Here is a 19,145-nt window from a genome sequence, read left to right as displayed (position 1 = left end):
GGTGTATAGACAGGTTTAACTGGGCAGGCGATCAATGTTTTTGTGCAGCTAATGACGACCATCGCAGTACCCTTGTAGAGCGTTGTTTTAGGCTTTCAGTTAATCTCAAATTTTCCATCATGGCTGACTGCTAATAGATTTAAGCCGTAGTGAGAGCGGAGCCTGAGTTCGGCGATCGTTTTCCCATCAAACTCTCCAGGCACCAAAATCTCGACAATGCTGTTGTCTGGATCAAGTTCAAAGCGCTCTAAAATAGCAGGGCGAGTGAGGCACGTGCTAACGCGCAGCCCCTCTCATGTTCTGAAAAAATCACATGGTCTGCCCAACCTTTTTTAGCAATTTTTCATGGATTTGAGAGGAGGCTCTCGCAACGACACAAGCCACTCCTGCTTCTTTGAGATTCAGCGTAGTGATCACACTTTCTTCGATATAGTTACCGATCGCCACAATCACCGTATCAATTTCACAGATGCCAGCCTCCTGAAAGGCAGCCGGATCAGTCGAATTAAGCTGCACTGCCCCCACCGCAATTTGATCAGTCAGCGCCTGAGCTACTCGCCTTTCATCAGAATCCACCCCCACCACCTCGTAGCCTAACTGATGGAGGGTATGGCAAACAGCTCTCCCAAAGCGCCCTAAGCCAATAACGGCATAGTGCTTGTTGCGATCAGGTTGCAAGCTACGAAAAAAGCTCAAGAAAGTCAGGTTCACGGTTTAACTCCACAAAAAGCAATGACCAAAGAGGCTAGTGCATGAAGCGAGTCAGGCTTGAAGCTAACTTAGCCTACCAGCAAATTTTCTTCAGGGTAACGCACCGCGCTAGGTCTAGGATCACCAGGGAGCAACAAGACGCCGACTCGTCCAATGTACATCGTTGCCACGAGCACCAACTTGGCAACGGTCGAGAGTCCTGCCGTAATGCCTGTCAAAAGCCCTACAGTGGCAAAGGCAGAAACGACCTCAAACAAGATGCGAATAAAGCCGAGTTCTGGGTCGGAGAGGGCAACGAGTATCGTCATCACCAGCGCGGTAGCAAGCGAACCGGCGGCTACTCCAACGGCTTTGAGAATCAGTGACAGAGGGATCTGACGTTCATATAAAGAAACCTTTTCTTTACCCTGTAGAATGGCTTTTGTACAGCTTGTGAGCACTCGCAGTGTGGTGGTCTTGATGCCGCCGGCCGTGCCCCATGGCTGCCACCAATCAGCATTAAGGTGATCGTAATGAACAAGCCTGCTGTAGTCATTTGGCTAATATCAATCGTATTGAACCCGGCTGTTCTAGATGTGACTGATTGGAACCAAGCGGCAAGGAGTTGCGTGCTGAAAGCACTAGTTTTCTAACAGGTGGTGCAATAAAACAGCTTATTGTGTGGCTCCATTATGCGACGCATAACTAAATTACCTCATCCCTTTCTTAATGAACTCTGAGCGTTATCCTTGTCCTCTCTCCTTTAGCCTTTATCCCTCACTGCTCAATCACCGCCAACGTTCGCTTTGCTCTGGTTTTGAATCCTGCAAGGCGTTGCCGATTCCTTTGATCATGCCGCGACCAATGAGACCAATACCGCGACCAATGATTTCTGTGAGTACGTAAACAATGCCTCTACCGAAAAATGAAACCGCAGCACGCACATGCGGCGCGATCGCATCCCGTGTTTCGAGGACTAAGGTGATAAGGAAAGGAAGGCCAGAAAGTGCGGCTAGTTCATCGTTGCGGGGAGCGTAAATGGTCGTTTTGCTGATACCGTTTTCCATTAGCGTGAGCAACAGATACTGGCTTTCAAAAATGGCAGTGGGCTCAGCAAAAATACGATCGATGCGATATTTCCAGGACAAATCATTACGAAACCGCTCAATCTCGCGACTGGAAAGTAGCTGTTGATCATAGAACGTTTGTTTAATGGCAACGACATCGCCAAAGCGATTGATCAAGGGCTGCATTACGCCATTGGCTGTTTGAATAATTAGATGTTGCAGCAGCAATTCCGTGCGTGCCATCGCTTCTACCGTACCAGCAGCATAGTCAACACCATCAATCGTTAGCGGGGTTTGAAACAATAAATGCGACAAAAATTCTGGAACTAACGGTATGCGATCGAGGATAGCTGACTGCACAATGTCTCGATCTTGCAGTAAAACATGCACAACCTCGATCGACTGCGTACCAGTCTGCAACGTATAGTATTTACCAAAAAAATCCGTTACAGTTGCCTGCCATAAATCGTGCAAAATTGCTTCCCGCTTTAATCCAAGCTGTTCTAAAGGTAGCTGTAAGCGCAAAGCATCCAAAGCATTTTGCAGTTGCCGTAGCACAAGGTAAAGCAGTTCTCGTTTTTTGGTGTCCTTTAAAATGTCAATTTCCAATGCCGTTCCAGTGAGATTTTGGAGATTCGCTTGTAGTTTCGTAGCCGTTGCCAGAAACAGCGCCGCCTGTGGAGATTGGCTGCTGGCGAGCGCAGGCGCAAATGCTGCGTGACTCTTGGCTGAAGCGGGTTCTACAACAGACTCGGTGCTTTGGGTTGGGCGATCAAATTCTAACGCCGATCTTACGTCTGGGGAGGATGTCTGCAACGGCTGCTCTGGCTCACTAGCAGCTAGTAGCCAATTCACCAGCCAGCGGGCAGTCCTAAGTTCGCGGCGTTGCCCTGCTAAAACCAACTGATTGAACAGTGATGGATTGGTTTGCGGTTGGGCATCGAGTGCCGCGATCGCCTGCTCAATTTGTTGTACTCCTGATAACCGTAGGTTTTGCCGCCGCGTTGCCAACCAACGGTGCCGAGTGGATGATTTGGGGAGTGAGGGAGAAAGGGTTGCGCCAATAGTCGATCGTCGCGCCAGTGAAGCAGCATCGGGTGGTTGAGCGTTAGCACTGTTCGCAGCGATCGCCTGGATGCCTTCTGCCCAATAAGGCTGACCAGCAGCAACTTGACGGATCGCAGTCACCAATGCCGCTACGCCTGTGCCCTTCAGGCAATAGCCACCCGCTCCCAACTGAAACGCAACCGCTAGGCGCGTTAGTTCCAGAGTCGAACCCAGTAACAGCAAAGGAAATTGGGGATAGTCTGCTCTAAGTTGCTGACATAACGCCAACCCAGCCCCATGACTGGAGTTTGCTTGCCCCAAATCCAGGTTGAGTATGATCAACGACAGCGATCGCGCCGACCGCTCTTCAGCCTTTTGATCAGCGGCTGTCTCTTCAGCAATCGCGTTTGGGGCGACCACGCCTGGGGCAGCAACCAGATCCCGCAGCAGTTGTAACGCTCTGGTTGTGGCATCAGCTTCCAGTGCAATCTGCAAATCGACAAACGGTTCTAAGCACGCCACCAAACCGAGACGAAACACTGGATCATCCTCAATCAGCATCATTCTGAGCACTTGATTTTGCGGACGTGTAGCCCGTGCATCGCTCATGCAGTCCTCTGGTCGCCCCCGGTCGCTAAAGCAGACAAACGATGTGAGACAGAGCTAGCGCGGTTTTGGTGACAAGACATTCGTTTAGCTCGACAAAATACAGAGGAATAGGGAGAAAGCAAAGGGAAGGAGGAGCAGGGGAAAGGCTAAAAGTGCACTCAGTAGTCACAAGTAGCTCAAAGTAGAGCGATGTGCGACTAAAACTAGTGTGTCACAAGCTGCTCAAATTGTAGAGAGTCAGAGCTATTGCGATGAAGCTAACGACAGACGGTGTGAGCCCACCACTTGCGATTGATACGGCTAGTCAAGTGCCCCGATCTTTCAAACCTTCTCAATCGAAAAGCGTTCGACAAGAAACATTGTGAGCAATGCTCACCCTTCTGAAAATCGCTGTATCTACGTGCTGTCCTATTCACTCAGGGTGAACTTGGTCGAGTATATGATTCATAGACTAAGACTGAGATTTTTGTATCATTTGCCGCTTGGCACGATTCTGACAAAAATTGAGCAACCTCTTAGAAAGGTGATTGCAAGATCATCAGTTTCTCTCGACTCAGCAAGTGAAAAAGACGTTGGCATTCACCTTTCACTTAGTTGCCTAATCGATTAACAAGAAGGGAGCAATAGGGTGGTTTATTTCTAAAGATAGATGTTAAAAAACTTTCTCTTTGACAATCTAGGCACGAAGCGTCACTGTTTATACTAATGCCGCATGTTTTGCTGGTCGATAACGAAGCTCCACTCTGTGAAAGTCTTGCTTACTCACTGAGAAAGGAAGGCTATGCGGTCATTACAGCACTAGATGGACGCAGCGCGATCAAAGAATTCCACAAGCAAGTACCCGATATCATTCTGCTCGATCTGATGATGCCAGAAGTTGATGGGATGGAAGTATGTTGGCGGATACGAGCTTTTTCTAATGTCCCTATCCTGATGCTAACGGCCAAAGATCAAGACATGGATAAAGTATTGGGCTTAGAGGCAGGGGCAGATGATTATGTGACCAAACCCTTCAATACGCGTGAATTGCTCGCACGGATTAAAGCTTTGCTGCGCCGCTATCAGGGGGAATCTGCTTAAAAGCAATTAAGGCATCATGCAAGGGTTTGATGACTCGGTTGGCTCAAGCTGTGACAAAGGTTGCGCTAGGTTAGGATCACTTGCAACGAATACGCCATTTAACCCAGCCAGGTTTGAGCCAATGAAACGATTTGCCCAAGACTCTTTCGCGAGCAGATGGTTAGCGTCCCTTCAGTGGAATTCAATCCACACGAAGCTGTTAGCCAATTACCTGCTCCTGATCGTCTTAGGAACCTCGCTTATGTCTGGTTACATCCTATGGACGTTTTATGCCTTTTTCATGCAGTCTCGTCAGACAGATTTAGAAAACTGGGCAACAGCACTGAGCGAGAGCGTTGCAGATGTCCTCAAAGAAAAAGATACGCAACGGGTGCAGCTCATTGTTCAGCGCTACGGGGCACCCGCCAATATTACACTCCGTGTCTTTGATGCCCAAGGTTTGCTGCTAGCCACTTCTGCCCCTCAAACAGATCGACAAATCACCAATTGGCTACCGATACCTGGCGTTTTAGAAGCACTGCACGGTCGTTCGGTGCAGGGCCTTGCTAAAGGGGTTTTATCAACGGACGATCGCCTCTATATTGCCAAACCGATCACTCGCAATGGTCAGTTGTTAGGAATATTGCGTATCTCGATTACTTTAGAACAGTTTCAGAAACAGTTTGCTAGGGTGATCTGGACAATTTCAGCCGCTCTTGGCATTACCATTTTTCTCTGTACCTTGGTCAGCGATCGCTTAGCCCGGAGTCTCTCTAAACCCATTGAGGTAATGCGAAACTTTGCGATTCGCGTGGGTGGCGGTCAGTTTGATGGCAGACTTACGATTCGTCAAAGCAATGAACTAGACCAACTCGCGACGGAGCTGAATCGCATGAGTGCACGGTTGAAATCATTGGATGAGGAACGCAGAGCTTTTCTCGCTAATGTTTCCCATGAACTACGGACTCCTGTGAGTAATGTTCAGGTCACCATTGAGGCGCTAGAGCGTGGCGCTGTGGATGAGCCGGAGCTGCGCGATCGCTTTTTTCAAACCATCAACGAAGAGGCGAAACGGCTTGCGGGCTTAATCCATGATTTGCTGGACTTGGGACGCTTAGAAGCGGGTGTCACACTGTTGGAAATCCAAGCCGTTGCCTTACAAAGTGTCATTAGCCGTGCGATTAGAGCTATGGAAGTTCGCATGCAGGCTAAAAATGTGACTGTGCAAGTTGATGTTGATGATCTTCAAGTGATGGGCGATTCGGAACGATTATTACAGGCGTTTCTAAATCTCTTAGACAATGCGATTAAGTACTCTACCCCCAATGCTTGTATCTTCATTGCTGCCTCTCGCCACAAGCAACAGGCTCTGATTTCAATTCGAGACCAGGGAAGTGGCATTTCTGAAACCAATTTACCTCGCATTTTTGAACAGTTTTATACCACAAGCCACTCTACTAAGCAAAGTGGAGTTGGTCTGGGGCTGGCGATCGCCAAGCGCATTATTGAAGCCCACGGAGGCAGCATTACAGCCCGTAGTAAACCCGGCCAAGGGGCTGTATTCACCCTTTCGCTACCTTTAGAATCATAAGTAGTTGATCCCGTTGTCTTGCTCCGTGTCACTGCTTCCACCTGACTCACAGCAAAAATCAGTGTAAAGGGTTGTCCGAGCTCCCGGGTGACAAGGGCTTCTAAAAGCCGCAGTTGTTTTGGTGTGACTGGTTTTTGCGATCGCACCGCCAACTGTGCCTGTGATAGAGTGCTTAATCAGTTGGTGTCAAAGCTCACCAACTCTAAAGACTGAAAGGTAATGGTTCGGGTCAGTAACGCGGCTCGAAGACTGCTTTCCAAGCGAGTTTGCTGTACCAGTCTAGCGAAGTTGACGCTTAACGGGAGCAACAGCATGACTGTAAACGCGATCGCCCAATTAATCACTGCCTCGCGAATCACAGCGCTTGCCTTAGAATCGGAAACAAAGACTGCGATCGCCAAAGGTTGCCCACTTGGAAGCGTCACGAGTCCCACATCATTGGTTGCCGCTGTCACGCCATTTACAGTTGCCCTTGCCGTCGTCAGTTTACCCGATATAGTCTAGCTGTGATTGATTGCAGCAGCGAATACGATGCAGCCCTGGCTTGGCTGGTATCGCTGCGCCAAGCCAGCAAAACTCTAAGGGTTGCTAGTTAGGTCAAGTGAAAAGCAGGTCGCTGCGAAGCATGAAAGTACACCAAACTGGGTAAATGAACCAGTCCCTTATCAATAGGGCCCTTCCAAAGCAGGCACAAGCCCCTTGACACATCAGGCTGTACTGGAGGCAGTCTTAGTGTGCCCACTGCAGAAATTATTCTTGATGCTGTAAGAACAAACCACTTGTCAGTAGCAAAGAAGGTGGCAAGCTACACACTCAACTTGGTGCAGCCCCCTCCTCCTACTTATCAACCATTATTCAATAGTTGATAAGTAGTGGCACCTACGCAGATCTTAATGATTAGGAGATGGCTAGTAACCAAAGTTCACTAAAAGTACTTGTATTGCCCAGGCATCATTTTATTGGGGTGGAACCTTTATTGGGGTGGAATCTGCCATCAACTTGCGACGATAGCTGTATTGTCCATAGACATTGACTAGATAAGGCATGGCATACGTGATCGCTGTAGAAATCCATCGCTCACGAGACATTTCCCCACGCAAGAGCGCAGGAGCATGATTGATTAAGAAAAGCAGAGAACCAACAAAGGCAGCCGTCTTCACACCTGTAGGGATCAACTCTGGATCCCACAAGCTTGTAATATAGCCCTTTACTATTCTCATAGATAACCAGCCTAAAACTGCAAGAATGACTCATTGAGCATAAAACAGAGAGTACAGTTCGATTGGTGTCTAGTTTACGGAACCATCTAAAAATGAAGGCTTTGATAAAGCTTGAAAAACAGCACTTTCTTCTAAGTGACTGAATACCTACAGTAAAGTACCGACTTTGATTGCAAAATCGGTACTGTGAGCTTCTGACAATTTAACCTTTGAGAGGAACTTGAATTCTAGCGGTTCCAACGGGAATTTCTCCTTTTAGTCCCGTGCGTCGGGCTGTGATGCCATAAAACAGCGTGTCTCCACTTGAGGTTGTCATGCGCACTCCTTTAAACTCGACCTGTAAATAACTGCCAGGAGCAACGGGTTGGTCAAACGTGATCGCCAACCGCTCTTTGCTGGCGTTGATCTTAGATGGTACTTCCTTACCAGACTGGTCAATCACCAGCACTGAGTCAAAGCGCTCCATTTGGCTAGGTATAGAGACCATCAGCTCTTGCAACGACATCCCAATCACTGCAACTCGAATAAAGTGCGTACTGTTTAACACACCAGAGTTGGTAATCATGGGTCCCGTGAAGTTGAAAACCATTGCTGTTTCATGCAGTGGTGCTTGTGCCTGCACTCTCGTTGCAGGTTCAGCCATTGCTGCTGTTGCTGTGGTGAGTAGTAGTGCCGATAGCCCACCATAGATTAAGCTTTTCATACGAGATCCTTTTCGGTGAAGTAGGTCAGTGACTGGTCTAGTGGAATACTTTCACAACCGCTGCTCTATAGATTCAACTACTCGGATGAGCTAGGACTGACCTGAAAATTAAAGTAACCTGAGAAATTAGAAAGCATAGTTGAATGACAGTCATTTCTAAAGCAAGAAGCCACCGTCGCTTTTTAAGCAGAAGCAATAGCCTCGCTCAGGAAAAACTCATTTTTCTTAGGAACAGTTCCACTACATTGAAAGCAGAGATCAAAAATAGGATGAGCAATTGTAAAGTCTTGTAACATGTATGAGAGCACAGATTACAGTTCAATCAATACCTAATTAAGGCAACCCCTTTATTCTGACCCTGCCTGTTTTAGGAGAACCCTATATGACAGCTCATATCCTTTTAGTTGAAGATGAAGTTAAGCTCGCCCGGTTTATCGAACTGGAGTTGGATAGCGAAGGCTATCAGGTGACTGTAGCGCATGATGGAATGTCAGGACTATCTCTGGCACGAGAATCTGAGCCAGATTTAGCGATTCTCGATTGGATGCTGCCAGGCTTAACGGGCGTAGAATTCTGTCGTCGCTTACGGGCTACGGGGAGCAAAGTGCCCGTCATTTTGTTGACTGCACGGGATGAAGTGGGCGATCGTGTCGCGGGTCTAGATGCGGGAGCTGATGACTATGTGGTTAAACCCTTCAGCATTGAAGAACTGCTGGCGCGCATTCGGGCTCATCTGCGACGCACCCAAGAGTTGGATGAGGATGTGTTGCAGTTTGAGGACTTGACTTTAAACCGCCGTACGCGGGAGGTCTATCGTGGTCAACGCGCGATCGACCTGACCGCAAAAGAATTTGATTTGTTGGAATATCTCTTGAGCCATCCCCGCCAAGTTTATACCCGCGATCAAATTCTCGAAAACGTCTGGGGTTATGACTTCATGGGCGATTCCAATATCATTGAGGTCTATATTCGCTATTTGCGGTTGAAATTAGAAGAGAGGAGCGAGAAGCGGTTAATTCACACTGTGCGTGGTGTAGGGTACGCACTGCGGGAGCAATAAGATAACAACGAATCTTCAAGTGGGCGGTCGCTTTCCTAACATTACCCTGCCAAATCACCAGTATGAGCCAGTAACGCTATCTCAGCTCACTCAGCCCGAACTAATGGATCAAAAGCTGGGGTTCTTTGATGGGACCCATTAATTCTGGTTTTTTATCGAGGGTTCTTTTGTCCACGCGATCACCAACAGTTGCGTCAGCTTGTGCAGTTTCAAGATGAGTTAGCGGTCAACTATTGTAAGCTTGCTGTTGTTAGCGCCGATTTGTCGATCGTGCAGGCGGCTTTTCGATCCGGATTGGGAGCACAATGGCAATTTCTCTCTAATGAGCAGCGAACTGTAATCAAACAAATCAATATTTTGGATGAAACAGAAGGCGAATATGCCTACCGCGCTCAACCTTACACGTTTGTTCTGCGCCCTGATCGCACAATCCACACAATCTACAATGGCTGGTTCTTTGGGGGGCGACCAACGATCAAAGAGTTGAGATATGACCTGCAGGCAATGATGGAAATGCGATCGGATTACTGCTACGAGGTGTACAACGCTCCAAGCGTGAAACAGATCCGGCTTCCGCAGCAGGAGTGGCTTGGTGGTGCACCACCACTGGGTGCAAATGGATTACCTGTCGGTCAGGGCGTTGTGCATTGGTTTGATCTACAAACAGGAAATGGATTAATTGTGAGAGATGGCACGAATGATGAAATATTTTTTAATTTCACAGCCATTCCTGGTGAAGGCTACCGCACACTGCGAGCAGGCACACTCGTGAAATTTGAAATTGTTGAGAGTAGTGCCGATTTCACAGCACGCAATGTGCAAAAACAATGATGGCTGGCACGCTGGAAGCCGATTACTTCATCAGCCAACCAGCTTTTAGCGACTTCCACCTCCCAATTCCCGATATTCATTCGTACTGCTGTACACAGTTCATTGCAGCTATTTAAGAGTTGCAGGGTTCGGTGATATCTGAATAGTGCAAGGGTGTTTATCACACTGTTGTCCGTAGAGCTGGTTGATATAAGGTTCTTGCCACGTCAGAGGGACTTCCAAAAGCGCCTGAGTACCTGTTATGCCCTGACAAATAAAAATGAGAAGTGCGATCGAATTGAGAACGATGTGGACAGTGCGCCAACGATTGGTTCTGTCCTGATAAATCTCTCGTAGAATTGCCAGCGAAAAAATCATCAACAATGCGGCTGTCATGCCGTAGTAATAGTGGGAAACATACCACTGATCGGTTTTGCGATAAACCCCATCCTGACAACCAAGGATGACCAGGGCTGCGCCTACAAGGGTTGCGAAGGCTCCTCGCCATAGCCGTGTTTTGGCTCGATAGAGTAATGCTAAGGATGCGATTGCCACACCAAAGACACTAACGATTAAAATGACGTTTAGCGGCTGCTTCTCCCAAATTTTATTGTCAAAGATGGCACCAAAGACATCGTTGCCCAGAGCCAACAGCACAAGTCCAACGATCGCTCCAGTTAACCAACGACCTAATTGAACATGCTCTTGTCCTACAATTGGTGGAATCTTGCTTTTCCCTTCAGTAGCCGTTTGTAACCGACGTTGACGGGTTTGAAGCGCGCGATTCACCACAATCCCAAGTAGTGGAAACACTACAACTACAGCAAACACCGGATGCAGCAGTAGGATTACATCCCTGAATTCCATACAAACTCCTTAAAGAATGATGTCGCACGGTTTGGGAGTCAGAGAGCACTTTTCTGCCATGTTTCAGCTCCTGACCCCTCAACCCTGCCTTTTACTTCACTTCATTAGGTGGAAATTGTGCTACTCTGCCCCGTTTGACTGCAACAACCACATCATAGTGAGAGCAGTACGAAAAGGTGACATCATTGGCTTTGTTGTACAAATTGACGACGTGACCAGCACCACCAACTTGAATACCGATCGGCTCTAAATCGCCATAGAAGAACCGTCGCAATTGATCACCGCCGCCAATCTGTCCTTTGTTTTTGGTGATGAGATCAATCTTTTCTTGAACGGAGGGTCCAGCTTGTTTTGCTTCAGCAGCAGTAGCAGAACTAACAGACAAAGGATGCATTCCATTCAACGCTACATCTCCAACCGTAACCAATCCAACTATCGCAAGACCTGTAAGCAGAGAAGCTACTTTCATGAGTTACTCCTAGTAACGATTGAACCGTAATGCAATCTTCTTCAGGTGAAGCCAATTGGCTTACTGCTCAAAGCATCTCAGGCAGTACTGAAACGCCTCTGAAACAAAATCAGGAATTCCCTGAATTTCTCCTGACAGGCTTCTCAGACCAGACTCAGCAGTTTCTCAGCTGATCGCTAGAAGGAGGGTATGCTCGATGTAGGAAGAGGGGATATGGAGACACGGGGATGACCCGTTTTCCGGCTCTTTCGCCTTCTCCCCCTCTCCGTGTCCTCTTGTCATTTCCCCTGTGAACTCTAGAGAGGGTGTTCATGCAGCTACAGGTGAGCGAGGAAGTTAGAGCGGTTTAGCCTGTGTTGGCAGAACGAGTGTAAACACACTGCCTTCATCCAGCTTGGATCGCACCGTAATGCTGCCGCCCATTCCTTCTACTAGTGTTTTGACGATCGCCAGACCTAGTCCATGGCCTCCAGCTGAGCGGGCACGCGCTTCATCCACCCGGTAGAAGCGTTCAAAGATGCGGCTCTGGTCCTGGAGCGGAATGCCGACTCCTTGATCGCAAACCTGAACAATTGCCTGTTGCTGGGCGTAATCGACAATCAATTCAATCGGTTGGTCAAAGTCAGAATATTTCACCGCATTATCAATCAGGTTAATCAATACTTGTTTCAAACGATCGCGGTCTACGATTGCTAAAACGGGTTCCCTGATCTCCACTCGAATCAAGCGATCACTAAATTTCTCTGTCATGTCAGCCAGCTCTGCAACCACGTCAGCCAGTATGACTGGCTCTAAGTGATAGTGCGTATAACTACTATCAGCTCGTGCTAGATCGAGCAGATCTTGCAGTAGGCGAACGGTGCGATCGGCCTCGGCGGCTGCCGTTTCTAAGGCTTCTTTTTGATAAGCGTTCAGGTTAGTACTACGACGTAGTATGCTTTGCAAGTAGCCCAGCACAACGGTTAAGGGCGTGCGTAACTCGTGGGAGACATTGCTGACAAACTGTCGCTGCTGTTCCCATGCCTCTGACAGCCGGGACAGCATCATGTTAAACGTTTGTGCTAATGCTTTGACTTCGCTCGGAGCAGACCTCAATTGCAGTTTGGCTTTACTTAAATCGTCGGCTGAAATTGCTCCTGCCATTTGGCTCATGTCCTGCAACGGTTGCAGTGATCGCCGAATTCGCAGGGCGATTGCCACCATTGTAAAAATAGTTGCCAGGGTGCAAACAGCAGCTAAACCTTGGACGGCGCTGATTAATTGCCGCTGAGCGGCTGTGACATCCTGCGCCATATAGACTTTACCCAAGAGTCTTCCTTTGACGGTTACTGGTCCCTGATACAAAATGAGATACCGGCTACCCATCTGATAGACTTGGGGTTTGAGCGGCATCTCAGCGATTGACATCAACTCGTCCGTTGCCCTAAAGGATGAATGCGTTTCCGTTGATTCAGCGAGCACCTTTTTGCCATCCGTACTTTTAACCCAAATCGCTAACCCAGGCACCGACACATTATTGATCGTCTTTTGCAGTCCAGCTTCAAGCGGCAACATTTCGCTGTAGAGTTCTACGTCGCGGGGAAACCGCGTTGCAATGTAGTCCACGCTCTGAGTATGCGTTGTAATCAGAAGCTGCTGCATCTTCCAGCTTGTCCAGACAGCGACACTGCTCAAGCCCAGAATAGAGAGCAACGCAATTTCTACCGTTAAGCGAAATTGGAGCGAAGACGAGTCAAGATGCCTTTGCTTAACGTGACGGATTACCCCCCAGAGCCTATGAATCAGTTGCATTGGAACATCATTTCATTCCGTTCATTGGTCAATTGCTTGTGAATCCACACAATCAAGATGCTTGGTCAGCATCCTCACCAGTGAATTGATTGCGAGTGCTGACTGGTCAGTTCGCTCGTTACAAGTACCCTACCGATGCCTTCCCGCAGGGTAACTATCTCCACTGTAGTCAAAACCCTTTACATAGCATTAATAAGGGCCGCACGAAAAGATGAGTTTTTGCTGAGAAAACAGATTACCTAAAGGTAGGCTGCAATCTCAAGCTCTAATCAAATTCTCAGGCAGAACTCAGATTGCATACATAGGATGAAGCTCAATAAACGACTCAATGTTCATATCTGGTGCCGTTAATCACGTTCATTAAAAGCACGTATGATGCACTCTGCTAGGCAAGTGAGGCACCCTTCTATGCAACCAGCGACCGAACCGAGCCAACGTAGCAACCGCACGTCTGGACAAGCGTACCTTTGGCTGGCGGTGCTAATCTTTGGCGCTTCTAGTGCTGTTACCCGCAAGATCACAGAAATTGGGGCTCAACACTTCGTTGGTGGGCAGAATCCCATCTCCTTATGCAATGTTTTGTTTGTCGGCAATCTCTGTGCACTAGTGGTGCTGCTGCTGCTTCATAGGCGACACTGGAACCGCAGGACATTAGGGCAATTAGCCAGGCGGGAATGGGTCAGCTTGGCTATGGTTGCAATTTTATCGGGCGCCTTGGCTCCTGGCTTAATCTTTCAGGCATTGGCGTTAATTCCAGTAACCAATGTCGTTTTAGTGAGTCGATTGGAACCGCCAGTCACGCTCGCACTATCCCTCTGGCTCTTACGAGAGCGAGTGAATCGTTGGGAAAGCATGGGAGCAATCGCGGCTTTTATCGGTGTGGCCTTAACCATTCTGCTTCAACCCGCTAAGGAACCCTTGATGCAAATGGGCAACTTCCACATCGGTTTGGGGGAGCTATTAGCCGTCTTGGGCGCAGTCGCCTTAGCCATCTCTACAATTATTGGCAAAAAGCGGCTTTCTAAAGTACCGCTCGGCATCTATAGCACTGTTCGGACGGGACTAGGAACCCTGATCTTTTTCATTGCTGCCTTAGCGCTTTACGGTCAGGATCATTTTGCCGGTGTGTTCTCCCCGTTTCTGTGGCAGTGGATGCTGCTGTACGGCATCATTATTGTAGTCGTGGGGCAATCGTTCTGGATTGCGGGCTTGCGAGCCTCATCCGTTTCTACTGCATCTCTGATTGGCTCTTTTGTGCCGCTTGCAGGCATTCTAGCGGCCTATTTAATTTTGGGTGAAGTGCCCACACGCGCCCATTACATCGGTGGGGGCGTCATTTTGCTGGGTTTGCTTCTCAGTCAGGTCGGCATTCAGCACCAGACCGCTCGTAGGGTTGCCATGACCAGAGTGACCGCTGCTCCGGCAGAGCAGGCGATCGAAGCCAGAATGGGATTCAAAGGCATTTAAGGTTGTAACTTTACGAACAGTGAAGCGATCACTAAGAATGCTTTATTTTTTAGAAGTCAAAAGAGAAAATTTAGCTTAACTTCAGTTCTTCTGACCGCTGAGCCGTTATGGTAGCGATTCCTGGTTACCAGATGTTCGAGAAACTCTGCAAAAGCTCTAGAGCTCTGCTCTACCGGGCACAGCGTGACTCAGGTCAGACAACGGTAGCGCTTGATTTAGCAGCCCTGATGAAAGCATCGCAAGCTCTATCAGATGAGATTGTGCTGGACAAACTCTTGGCAAAATTGCTGGTCATCTTCATGGAGAGCGCTGGAGCTCAACGAGGATGCTTGCTTTTAGAACGCAATGGCGTCTTACAGATCGAAGCGGAATCAAATGTAGAGTCAAAGACTCTTTCAGTTTCACACGTTTCCATGACCAGTGAATTTGGACGCGATCGGCTTGCTTGGGCGATCGTCCACTATGTCGCTCGTACTCAGGAAAACGTTGTCCTAAATCATGTCACCCAGGACGACCGCTTTAATCAGGATGCTTACATCCTTAAGCATCAGCCCAAAGCAATTCTTTGTGCTCCACTCCTCCATCAAGGAAAACGATCTGGCATTCTGTATTTAGAAAACAACTTAACCTTCAATGCGTTTACACCCGAACGTTTCAAGGTTTTGCAGGTTCTCTCAACCCAAGCAGCCATTTCGATCGACAACGCCCGACTCTATAGCGAGTTGGAGTTGCGGGTTCAAGAACGAACCGCAGCACTCACGCAGACTAACGAGCGCCTCCAGGCTGAAATTTTAGAGCGCCAGCGATCAGAACAAACGCTGCAGATGATTGTGGAGGGGACCGCTTCCGTCATTGGCGTTGATTTCTTCCGCTCGCTGGTGCGCTCTCTGGCTCAAGCTCTTAATGTTCGCTACGCCTTCATCAGCGAATGCGTGGATGCTGCACCGACTCGTGTGCGTAGCTTTGCCTTTTGGGAGGGAGACGAGTTTGGCGATGCCTTTGAATACGATTTGCCTGGCACACCCTGTGAGCGCATTATCAACAGCAAAGGTTGCCAATGTTTCCCAGATCAGATTCAGTCTCTCTTTCCTGAGGATCAAGACCTGAAGGACATGCAGGTCCAAAGTTACGCTGGCATTGCCCTACTAGACTCAAGCGGCAACCTTCTGGGACATCTAGCAGTGCTGGATGATCAACCTCTAGAAAACGAATCTCGCACTCATGCCGTACTGGAGATTTTTGCGGCGCGTGCAACGGCTGAGATGGAGCGCAAACAAGCAGAAGAGGCCCTGCGCGTTTCTGAAACTAAGTTTTCTACCGCCTTCCGATCGTCTCCCGATGCCATGACTATCAGCACACTCAAGGATGGCTGCTACATCGAAGTCAATCACAGTTGTCTAGGCATGTTGGGCTACAGCCACGAGGAGATGATTGGACACAGTGCCTTAGAGTTGGGAGTTTGGGCAACACTAGAGGATCGAAACACCATTCAGCAACGTCTGCAAGCACACGGCAGCGTGACCAATCTAGAGACTAAACTTCGCAGAAAATCAGGGGCAAGCTTTCCAGTTCTCTTTTCAGCCGAGGTGATCCTTCTAGAAGATGAGCCCTGCCTGCTGGCAGTAACGGCTGACATTACAATGCTGAAGCAGGCTGAAAAAGCCTTGGAGCGGTTAGCCGAGATCGGTGAACTTGCTGCGATGATTGTCCACGAAGTGCGAAATCCCTTGACAACGATTTCAATGGGCTTAAACGCCTTTAAGAAACTACAACTCTCGGAGCGCTTTCAAGAGTATCTTTCTCTGTCACTGGATGAAGCAGACCGTCTGCAACGGTTGTTAGATCAAATTCTGCTCTATGCCAGACCACAAACGCTCCAGCGATCGCACTTAGAGCTAAACAGCTTCATCGCCAGCAGCTTGAGCACATTAAAAACACCCTCTGCCGCTTTGGGCAAACACTTGAAACTGATTGCTGCCACTGCACCGGTGACGGTCTTAGCGGATAGGGATAAGTTAAAACAGGTATTGATCAATCTAGTCACCAATGCTTGTGAAGCGGTGGCTGTAGGAGAAACCATCACAGTTCGCGTTCAGGCGATCGAGCATGACCAAATTTTCATTCAAATTCACAATGGTGGCGTACCCATTCCTGTCGAATTTTTGCCAAACCTAACCAAGCCCTTTTTTACCACCAAAGCAAGTGGAACGGGTCTAGGGCTAGCGATCGTGAAACGCATTGTCGAAGCCCACGATGGAGAACTCCGCATTGAATCCTTGGCAGCGACTGGAACAACTGTGAGCGTGCAGTTGCCTCTAACCCATTAACCTTCTCAAGTTGAAGGCCCCTAAACTCTGTATTCTTCTTTAACGGCAAAGGAATCATTGAGGCTCTTGACTGGCTCAGCTAAAAGATGAGTGTTTGTTGAGGAAGAATTAAAAACTTCTCATCGTAATATCAGCATTTTAGAGCCAACTTTCTACACACCTATCATCTTGCGATCGCCTGCTTCCAGCAAAATTGATCGTGCATTCATGAAGCACAATTGATCTTAAATGCAGGAGATTTTGGATGAAATTGAACCGTTGGCTCGTCTTTAGCCTAGTTTCTCTCGCTCTCGTCGGTTGTGCCGGAGGATCTGAGACCAAACAAGCGGCTGAAAAGACTGCTCCTGTAACCACGAGTGCTCCTGCACCAACCCAGGTCGAGACTACAGCCCAAGCAGCAAACGCTGCAAAATCAGCAACTGTTAAGTCTGGTAGCTTTGTGTCTGGAGAACACCCCACTCAGGGAAGCGTTCGGCTTGTCGACGAGAATGGCAAAACCTTTCTAGAACTCGATCAGGCATTCAAAACCTCCAACATGGGACCGGATCTGGTTGTCATTTTGCATCGCTCCAGTGATGTGTTAGGTTCAACCCAGCCACCTGCCTATGCCTTGAAAGAGGGTGATTATACGCTTCTGGCACCGCTACAAAAATTTAGTGGTGCTCAACGGTATGCCATTCCTGCAACCGTCAACCTATCAAGCTACCAATCTGTGGCTATTTGGTGTCGTAAATTCAACGCCACCTTTGGTGCTGCCAAACTGATGCGTTAATGTCACGCCCCTCAGTTGCAGTTAATCCTGGTTTGAAACTGTCTTGATTGCAGGTTTGACGGTTTATGATTGCAGGCTGCTACAGTTAACCTTTGTCACAAGACCGACCAACTTTGTCAGTCGGCTCCCATCGGGTTGTGAACTGGCTGGCACTAAACACAAACGACCACAGCTCACGACCCCTAAGCGGACAGTGCTTTGCGGAAAACAAGCTTGTCTGCCCCTTCAGCGTAGAACTCGCGGATACGCGCTTCCTCGTTGTAACCATGCTTGCGATAAAACGCTCGCGCAGGCTCAAAGTCTGGTGTACCCGCAGTCTCAACCAGTAAGAGCCGCGCCCCTCGCGCTGCCAAAGTCTGCTCCACAAAGAGCAATAACTTTGCACCGCGTCCTTGCCTTTGGTACTGAGGGTGAACACCAATTAACTGGAGGTTCCATGTCCCACTAGTCATGCGTTCCGGTTCGCAATACGCTAAGCCCACCAGTCCGTCATCCTCCTCTGTCAACCAGAAGGGACAAGTGTCGCCCGCTTGACTGAACGAAGCGGTCAATAGCTGACGCAACTCCTCGAGTTGGTCGGGCGCAAAGAGTGCTACAGAACTGGCTAAGGCAAGCAGTGCCTCTGTATCCTCCGGTGTGATGGGGCGAATCATCGCCCACTCCAGGTGTATAAAAGCCTGAACATAACAACTGTTGTGACGTTACAGAAGAATATAACAACAGTTATGATCAGTAGTCAAGCGGCTTGTTTGAAGTAGGCCTGCATACTAGGGAGAGCGATGAGTTATGACGAGCGTCGGCTTGAAGTCGCGCAGGCCGCCTGGCGGGTCATTGTCCGTGAAGGCTTAGACCGTACCAGTATGCGGGCGATCGCGCAGGAACTTGGCACTTCCACTGGGGTTGTGACCCACTACTTTCGCGATAAAGAAGCACTCATTTTGTTTGCCCTCGAACGCGTGTTTGAAAACACCCTGGCGGCGATGCAAGCCAAGGCTCAGGAACAGCAAGGCCTTGAGCGACTAGAACAGATGCTGCTGACGGCACTGCCGCTGGAGGGCAGTGACCAAGCCGACTGGAAAGTTTGGGTAGCGTTTTTGGGCTATTCGATCGGACGTGAACCTTTAGTCCAGGAGCACCAAAAACGCTATGCCGTTTTACGCCAAATGCTGGCTCAAGTGTTAGCCGACTTGCAAGCAGCGAAGCTGATTCGCGCTGAGCTTGATGTCATGCTTGAAGCGAATGCACTCATCGCCTTCGTCGATGGCATTGGCACTGGCCTTGTTATCTGTCCTGAGCAATTTTCGGCAGAGCAACAACAATATCTGGTGCAGCGACAGATCAAGGCGTTACTGGCACCCTCTTGAACACCAACTAATCAGCGTTAAATGACTGCTACCACCTGTCAGCGAAGCTAGCTCACTAAGCACAGGCAGAAACTTGCTGTCTCTCTCCAATCACTGACTGGACTAGAACTGACCTCTATCCCTCTTCCATCACTCTAGGTAGAGGAAAAGCACTGAGGAGCAGCACGAGGAAGCCAGCCTGGAAACTGATTGATGTAGTTAATCAAGCTGACAAAGCCATGTCGTAAATCAG

The 19,145-nt window shown here is 48.7% G+C and carries 17 protein-coding genes and 2 pseudogenes; 9 read left to right on the top strand and 10 right to left on the bottom strand.

The annotated features are described in order from the left end of the window. Positions 1-98 precede the first annotated feature (98 nt). The 3 genes and pseudogenes from H6F86_RS17110 to H6F86_RS17100 form a co-directional block, all read right to left on the bottom strand. Positions 99-711 (bottom strand): annotated as a pseudogene (locus tag H6F86_RS17110) (TrkA family potassium uptake protein); the annotation flags it as partial. Between the two features lie 68 nt (positions 712-779). Then, positions 780-1,318 (bottom strand): annotated as a pseudogene (locus H6F86_RS17105) (potassium transporter TrkG); the annotation flags it as partial. A 160-nt stretch (positions 1,319-1,478) separates the two neighbouring features. Continuing rightward, complete coding sequence (locus tag H6F86_RS17100; protein ID WP_190449942.1) at positions 1,479-3,413, bottom strand: DUF3685 domain-containing protein; 1,935 nt, start codon at positions 3,411-3,413, stop codon at positions 1,479-1,481. Between the two features lie 705 nt (positions 3,414-4,118). Between H6F86_RS17100 and H6F86_RS17095 the strand changes: the two genes are divergently transcribed. Continuing rightward, complete coding sequence (locus H6F86_RS17095; protein ID WP_190449941.1) at positions 4,119-4,493, top strand: response regulator; 375 nt, start codon at positions 4,119-4,121, stop codon at positions 4,491-4,493. Between the two features lie 241 nt (positions 4,494-4,734). Next, the gene (locus tag H6F86_RS17090) at positions 4,735-6,063 is read left to right on the top strand and encodes an ATP-binding protein (protein ID WP_190449940.1); all 1,329 of its coding nucleotides are present in this window, start codon (positions 4,735-4,737) and stop codon (positions 6,061-6,063) included. Between the two features lie 176 nt (positions 6,064-6,239). Here H6F86_RS17090 and H6F86_RS32330 read toward each other — a convergent pair whose 3' ends face one another. The 3 genes from H6F86_RS32330 to H6F86_RS17075 all read right to left on the bottom strand — a co-directional run bounded on the left by H6F86_RS32330 (position 6,240) and on the right by H6F86_RS17075 (position 7,986). Then, complete coding sequence (locus tag H6F86_RS32330) at positions 6,240-6,518, bottom strand: hypothetical protein (RefSeq protein ID WP_242033567.1); 279 nt, start codon at positions 6,516-6,518, stop codon at positions 6,240-6,242. 501 nt (positions 6,519-7,019) lie between these two features. Beyond that, positions 7,020-7,283, bottom strand: coding sequence for a nitrate/nitrite transporter NrtS (nrtS, locus tag H6F86_RS17080; protein WP_190449939.1), 264 nt, complete (start codon positions 7,281-7,283; stop codon positions 7,020-7,022). A 202-nt stretch (positions 7,284-7,485) separates the two neighbouring features. After that, entirely contained in the window at positions 7,486-7,986 is a 501-nt protein-coding gene (locus tag H6F86_RS17075) for a DUF2808 domain-containing protein (RefSeq protein ID WP_190449938.1), read from the bottom strand. Between the two features lie 382 nt (positions 7,987-8,368). On the opposite strand from H6F86_RS17075, the gene H6F86_RS17070 reads away from it, so the two are divergent. Both H6F86_RS17070 and H6F86_RS17065 read left to right on the top strand, forming a co-directional pair. Then, positions 8,369-9,046 carry a response regulator transcription factor gene (locus H6F86_RS17070; protein ID WP_190449937.1) on the top strand — a complete coding sequence of 226 codons (678 nt, stop codon included), beginning with the start codon at positions 8,369-8,371 and terminating at the stop codon, positions 9,044-9,046. A gap of 141 nt (positions 9,047-9,187) precedes the next feature. Continuing rightward, complete coding sequence (locus H6F86_RS17065; protein WP_347240560.1) at positions 9,188-9,877, top strand: cold shock domain-containing protein; 690 nt, start codon at positions 9,188-9,190, stop codon at positions 9,875-9,877. Positions 9,878-9,985: 108 nt separating this feature from the next. Here H6F86_RS17065 and H6F86_RS17060 read toward each other — a convergent pair whose 3' ends face one another. Both H6F86_RS17060 and H6F86_RS17055 read right to left on the bottom strand, forming a co-directional pair. Continuing rightward, entirely contained in the window at positions 9,986-10,723 is a 738-nt protein-coding gene (locus H6F86_RS17060) for a DUF4079 domain-containing protein (protein WP_190449936.1), read from the bottom strand. A gap of 91 nt (positions 10,724-10,814) precedes the next feature. Continuing rightward, entirely contained in the window at positions 10,815-11,192 is a 378-nt protein-coding gene (locus tag H6F86_RS17055; RefSeq protein ID WP_190449935.1) for a hypothetical protein, read from the bottom strand. Between the two features lie 29 nt (positions 11,193-11,221). On the opposite strand from H6F86_RS17055, the gene H6F86_RS31920 reads away from it, so the two are divergent. Beyond that, a complete protein-coding gene (locus tag H6F86_RS31920) occupies positions 11,222-11,365 on the top strand; it encodes a hypothetical protein (RefSeq protein ID WP_206756050.1) in 144 nt (47 codons plus the stop codon). A 163-nt stretch (positions 11,366-11,528) separates the two neighbouring features. Here H6F86_RS31920 and H6F86_RS17050 read toward each other — a convergent pair whose 3' ends face one another. Beyond that, on the bottom strand, positions 11,529-12,983 hold the full coding sequence (locus H6F86_RS17050) for a HAMP domain-containing sensor histidine kinase (protein ID WP_190449934.1): 1,455 nt from the start codon (positions 12,981-12,983) through the stop codon (positions 11,529-11,531). 408 nt (positions 12,984-13,391) lie between these two features. On the opposite strand from H6F86_RS17050, the gene H6F86_RS17045 reads away from it, so the two are divergent. From H6F86_RS17045 to H6F86_RS17035, 3 genes are all read left to right on the top strand, one after another. Continuing rightward, positions 13,392-14,450 carry a DMT family transporter gene (locus H6F86_RS17045; RefSeq protein WP_190449933.1) on the top strand — a complete coding sequence of 353 codons (1,059 nt, stop codon included), beginning with the start codon at positions 13,392-13,394 and terminating at the stop codon, positions 14,448-14,450. Positions 14,451-14,557: 107 nt separating this feature from the next. Further along, positions 14,558-16,777 (top strand): GAF domain-containing protein, encoded by a 2,220-nt coding sequence (locus tag H6F86_RS17040; protein ID WP_199305339.1) that lies wholly within the window; start codon positions 14,558-14,560, stop codon positions 16,775-16,777. 244 nt (positions 16,778-17,021) lie between these two features. Beyond that, positions 17,022-17,549 carry a DM13 domain-containing protein gene (locus H6F86_RS17035; protein ID WP_190449932.1) on the top strand — a complete coding sequence of 176 codons (528 nt, stop codon included), beginning with the start codon at positions 17,022-17,024 and terminating at the stop codon, positions 17,547-17,549. 182 nt (positions 17,550-17,731) lie between these two features. On the opposite strand, the gene H6F86_RS17030 is transcribed toward H6F86_RS17035, so the two are convergent. Beyond that, positions 17,732-18,202 carry a GNAT family N-acetyltransferase gene (locus tag H6F86_RS17030; RefSeq protein ID WP_190449931.1) on the bottom strand — a complete coding sequence of 157 codons (471 nt, stop codon included), beginning with the start codon at positions 18,200-18,202 and terminating at the stop codon, positions 17,732-17,734. Between the two features lie 126 nt (positions 18,203-18,328). Here H6F86_RS17030 and H6F86_RS17025 point away from each other — a divergent pair, with 126 nt between their 5' ends. Continuing rightward, entirely contained in the window at positions 18,329-18,913 is a 585-nt protein-coding gene (locus H6F86_RS17025; RefSeq protein WP_190449930.1) for a TetR/AcrR family transcriptional regulator, read from the top strand. Positions 18,914-19,145: the final 232 nt, after the last annotated feature.

It is taken from the genome of Phormidium sp. FACHB-592 (assembly GCF_014695795.1).
Classification (GTDB): domain Bacteria; phylum Cyanobacteriota; class Cyanobacteriia; order Leptolyngbyales; family Leptolyngbyaceae; genus Stenomitos.
This window is presented reverse-complemented; position numbering and strand designations above follow the sequence as displayed.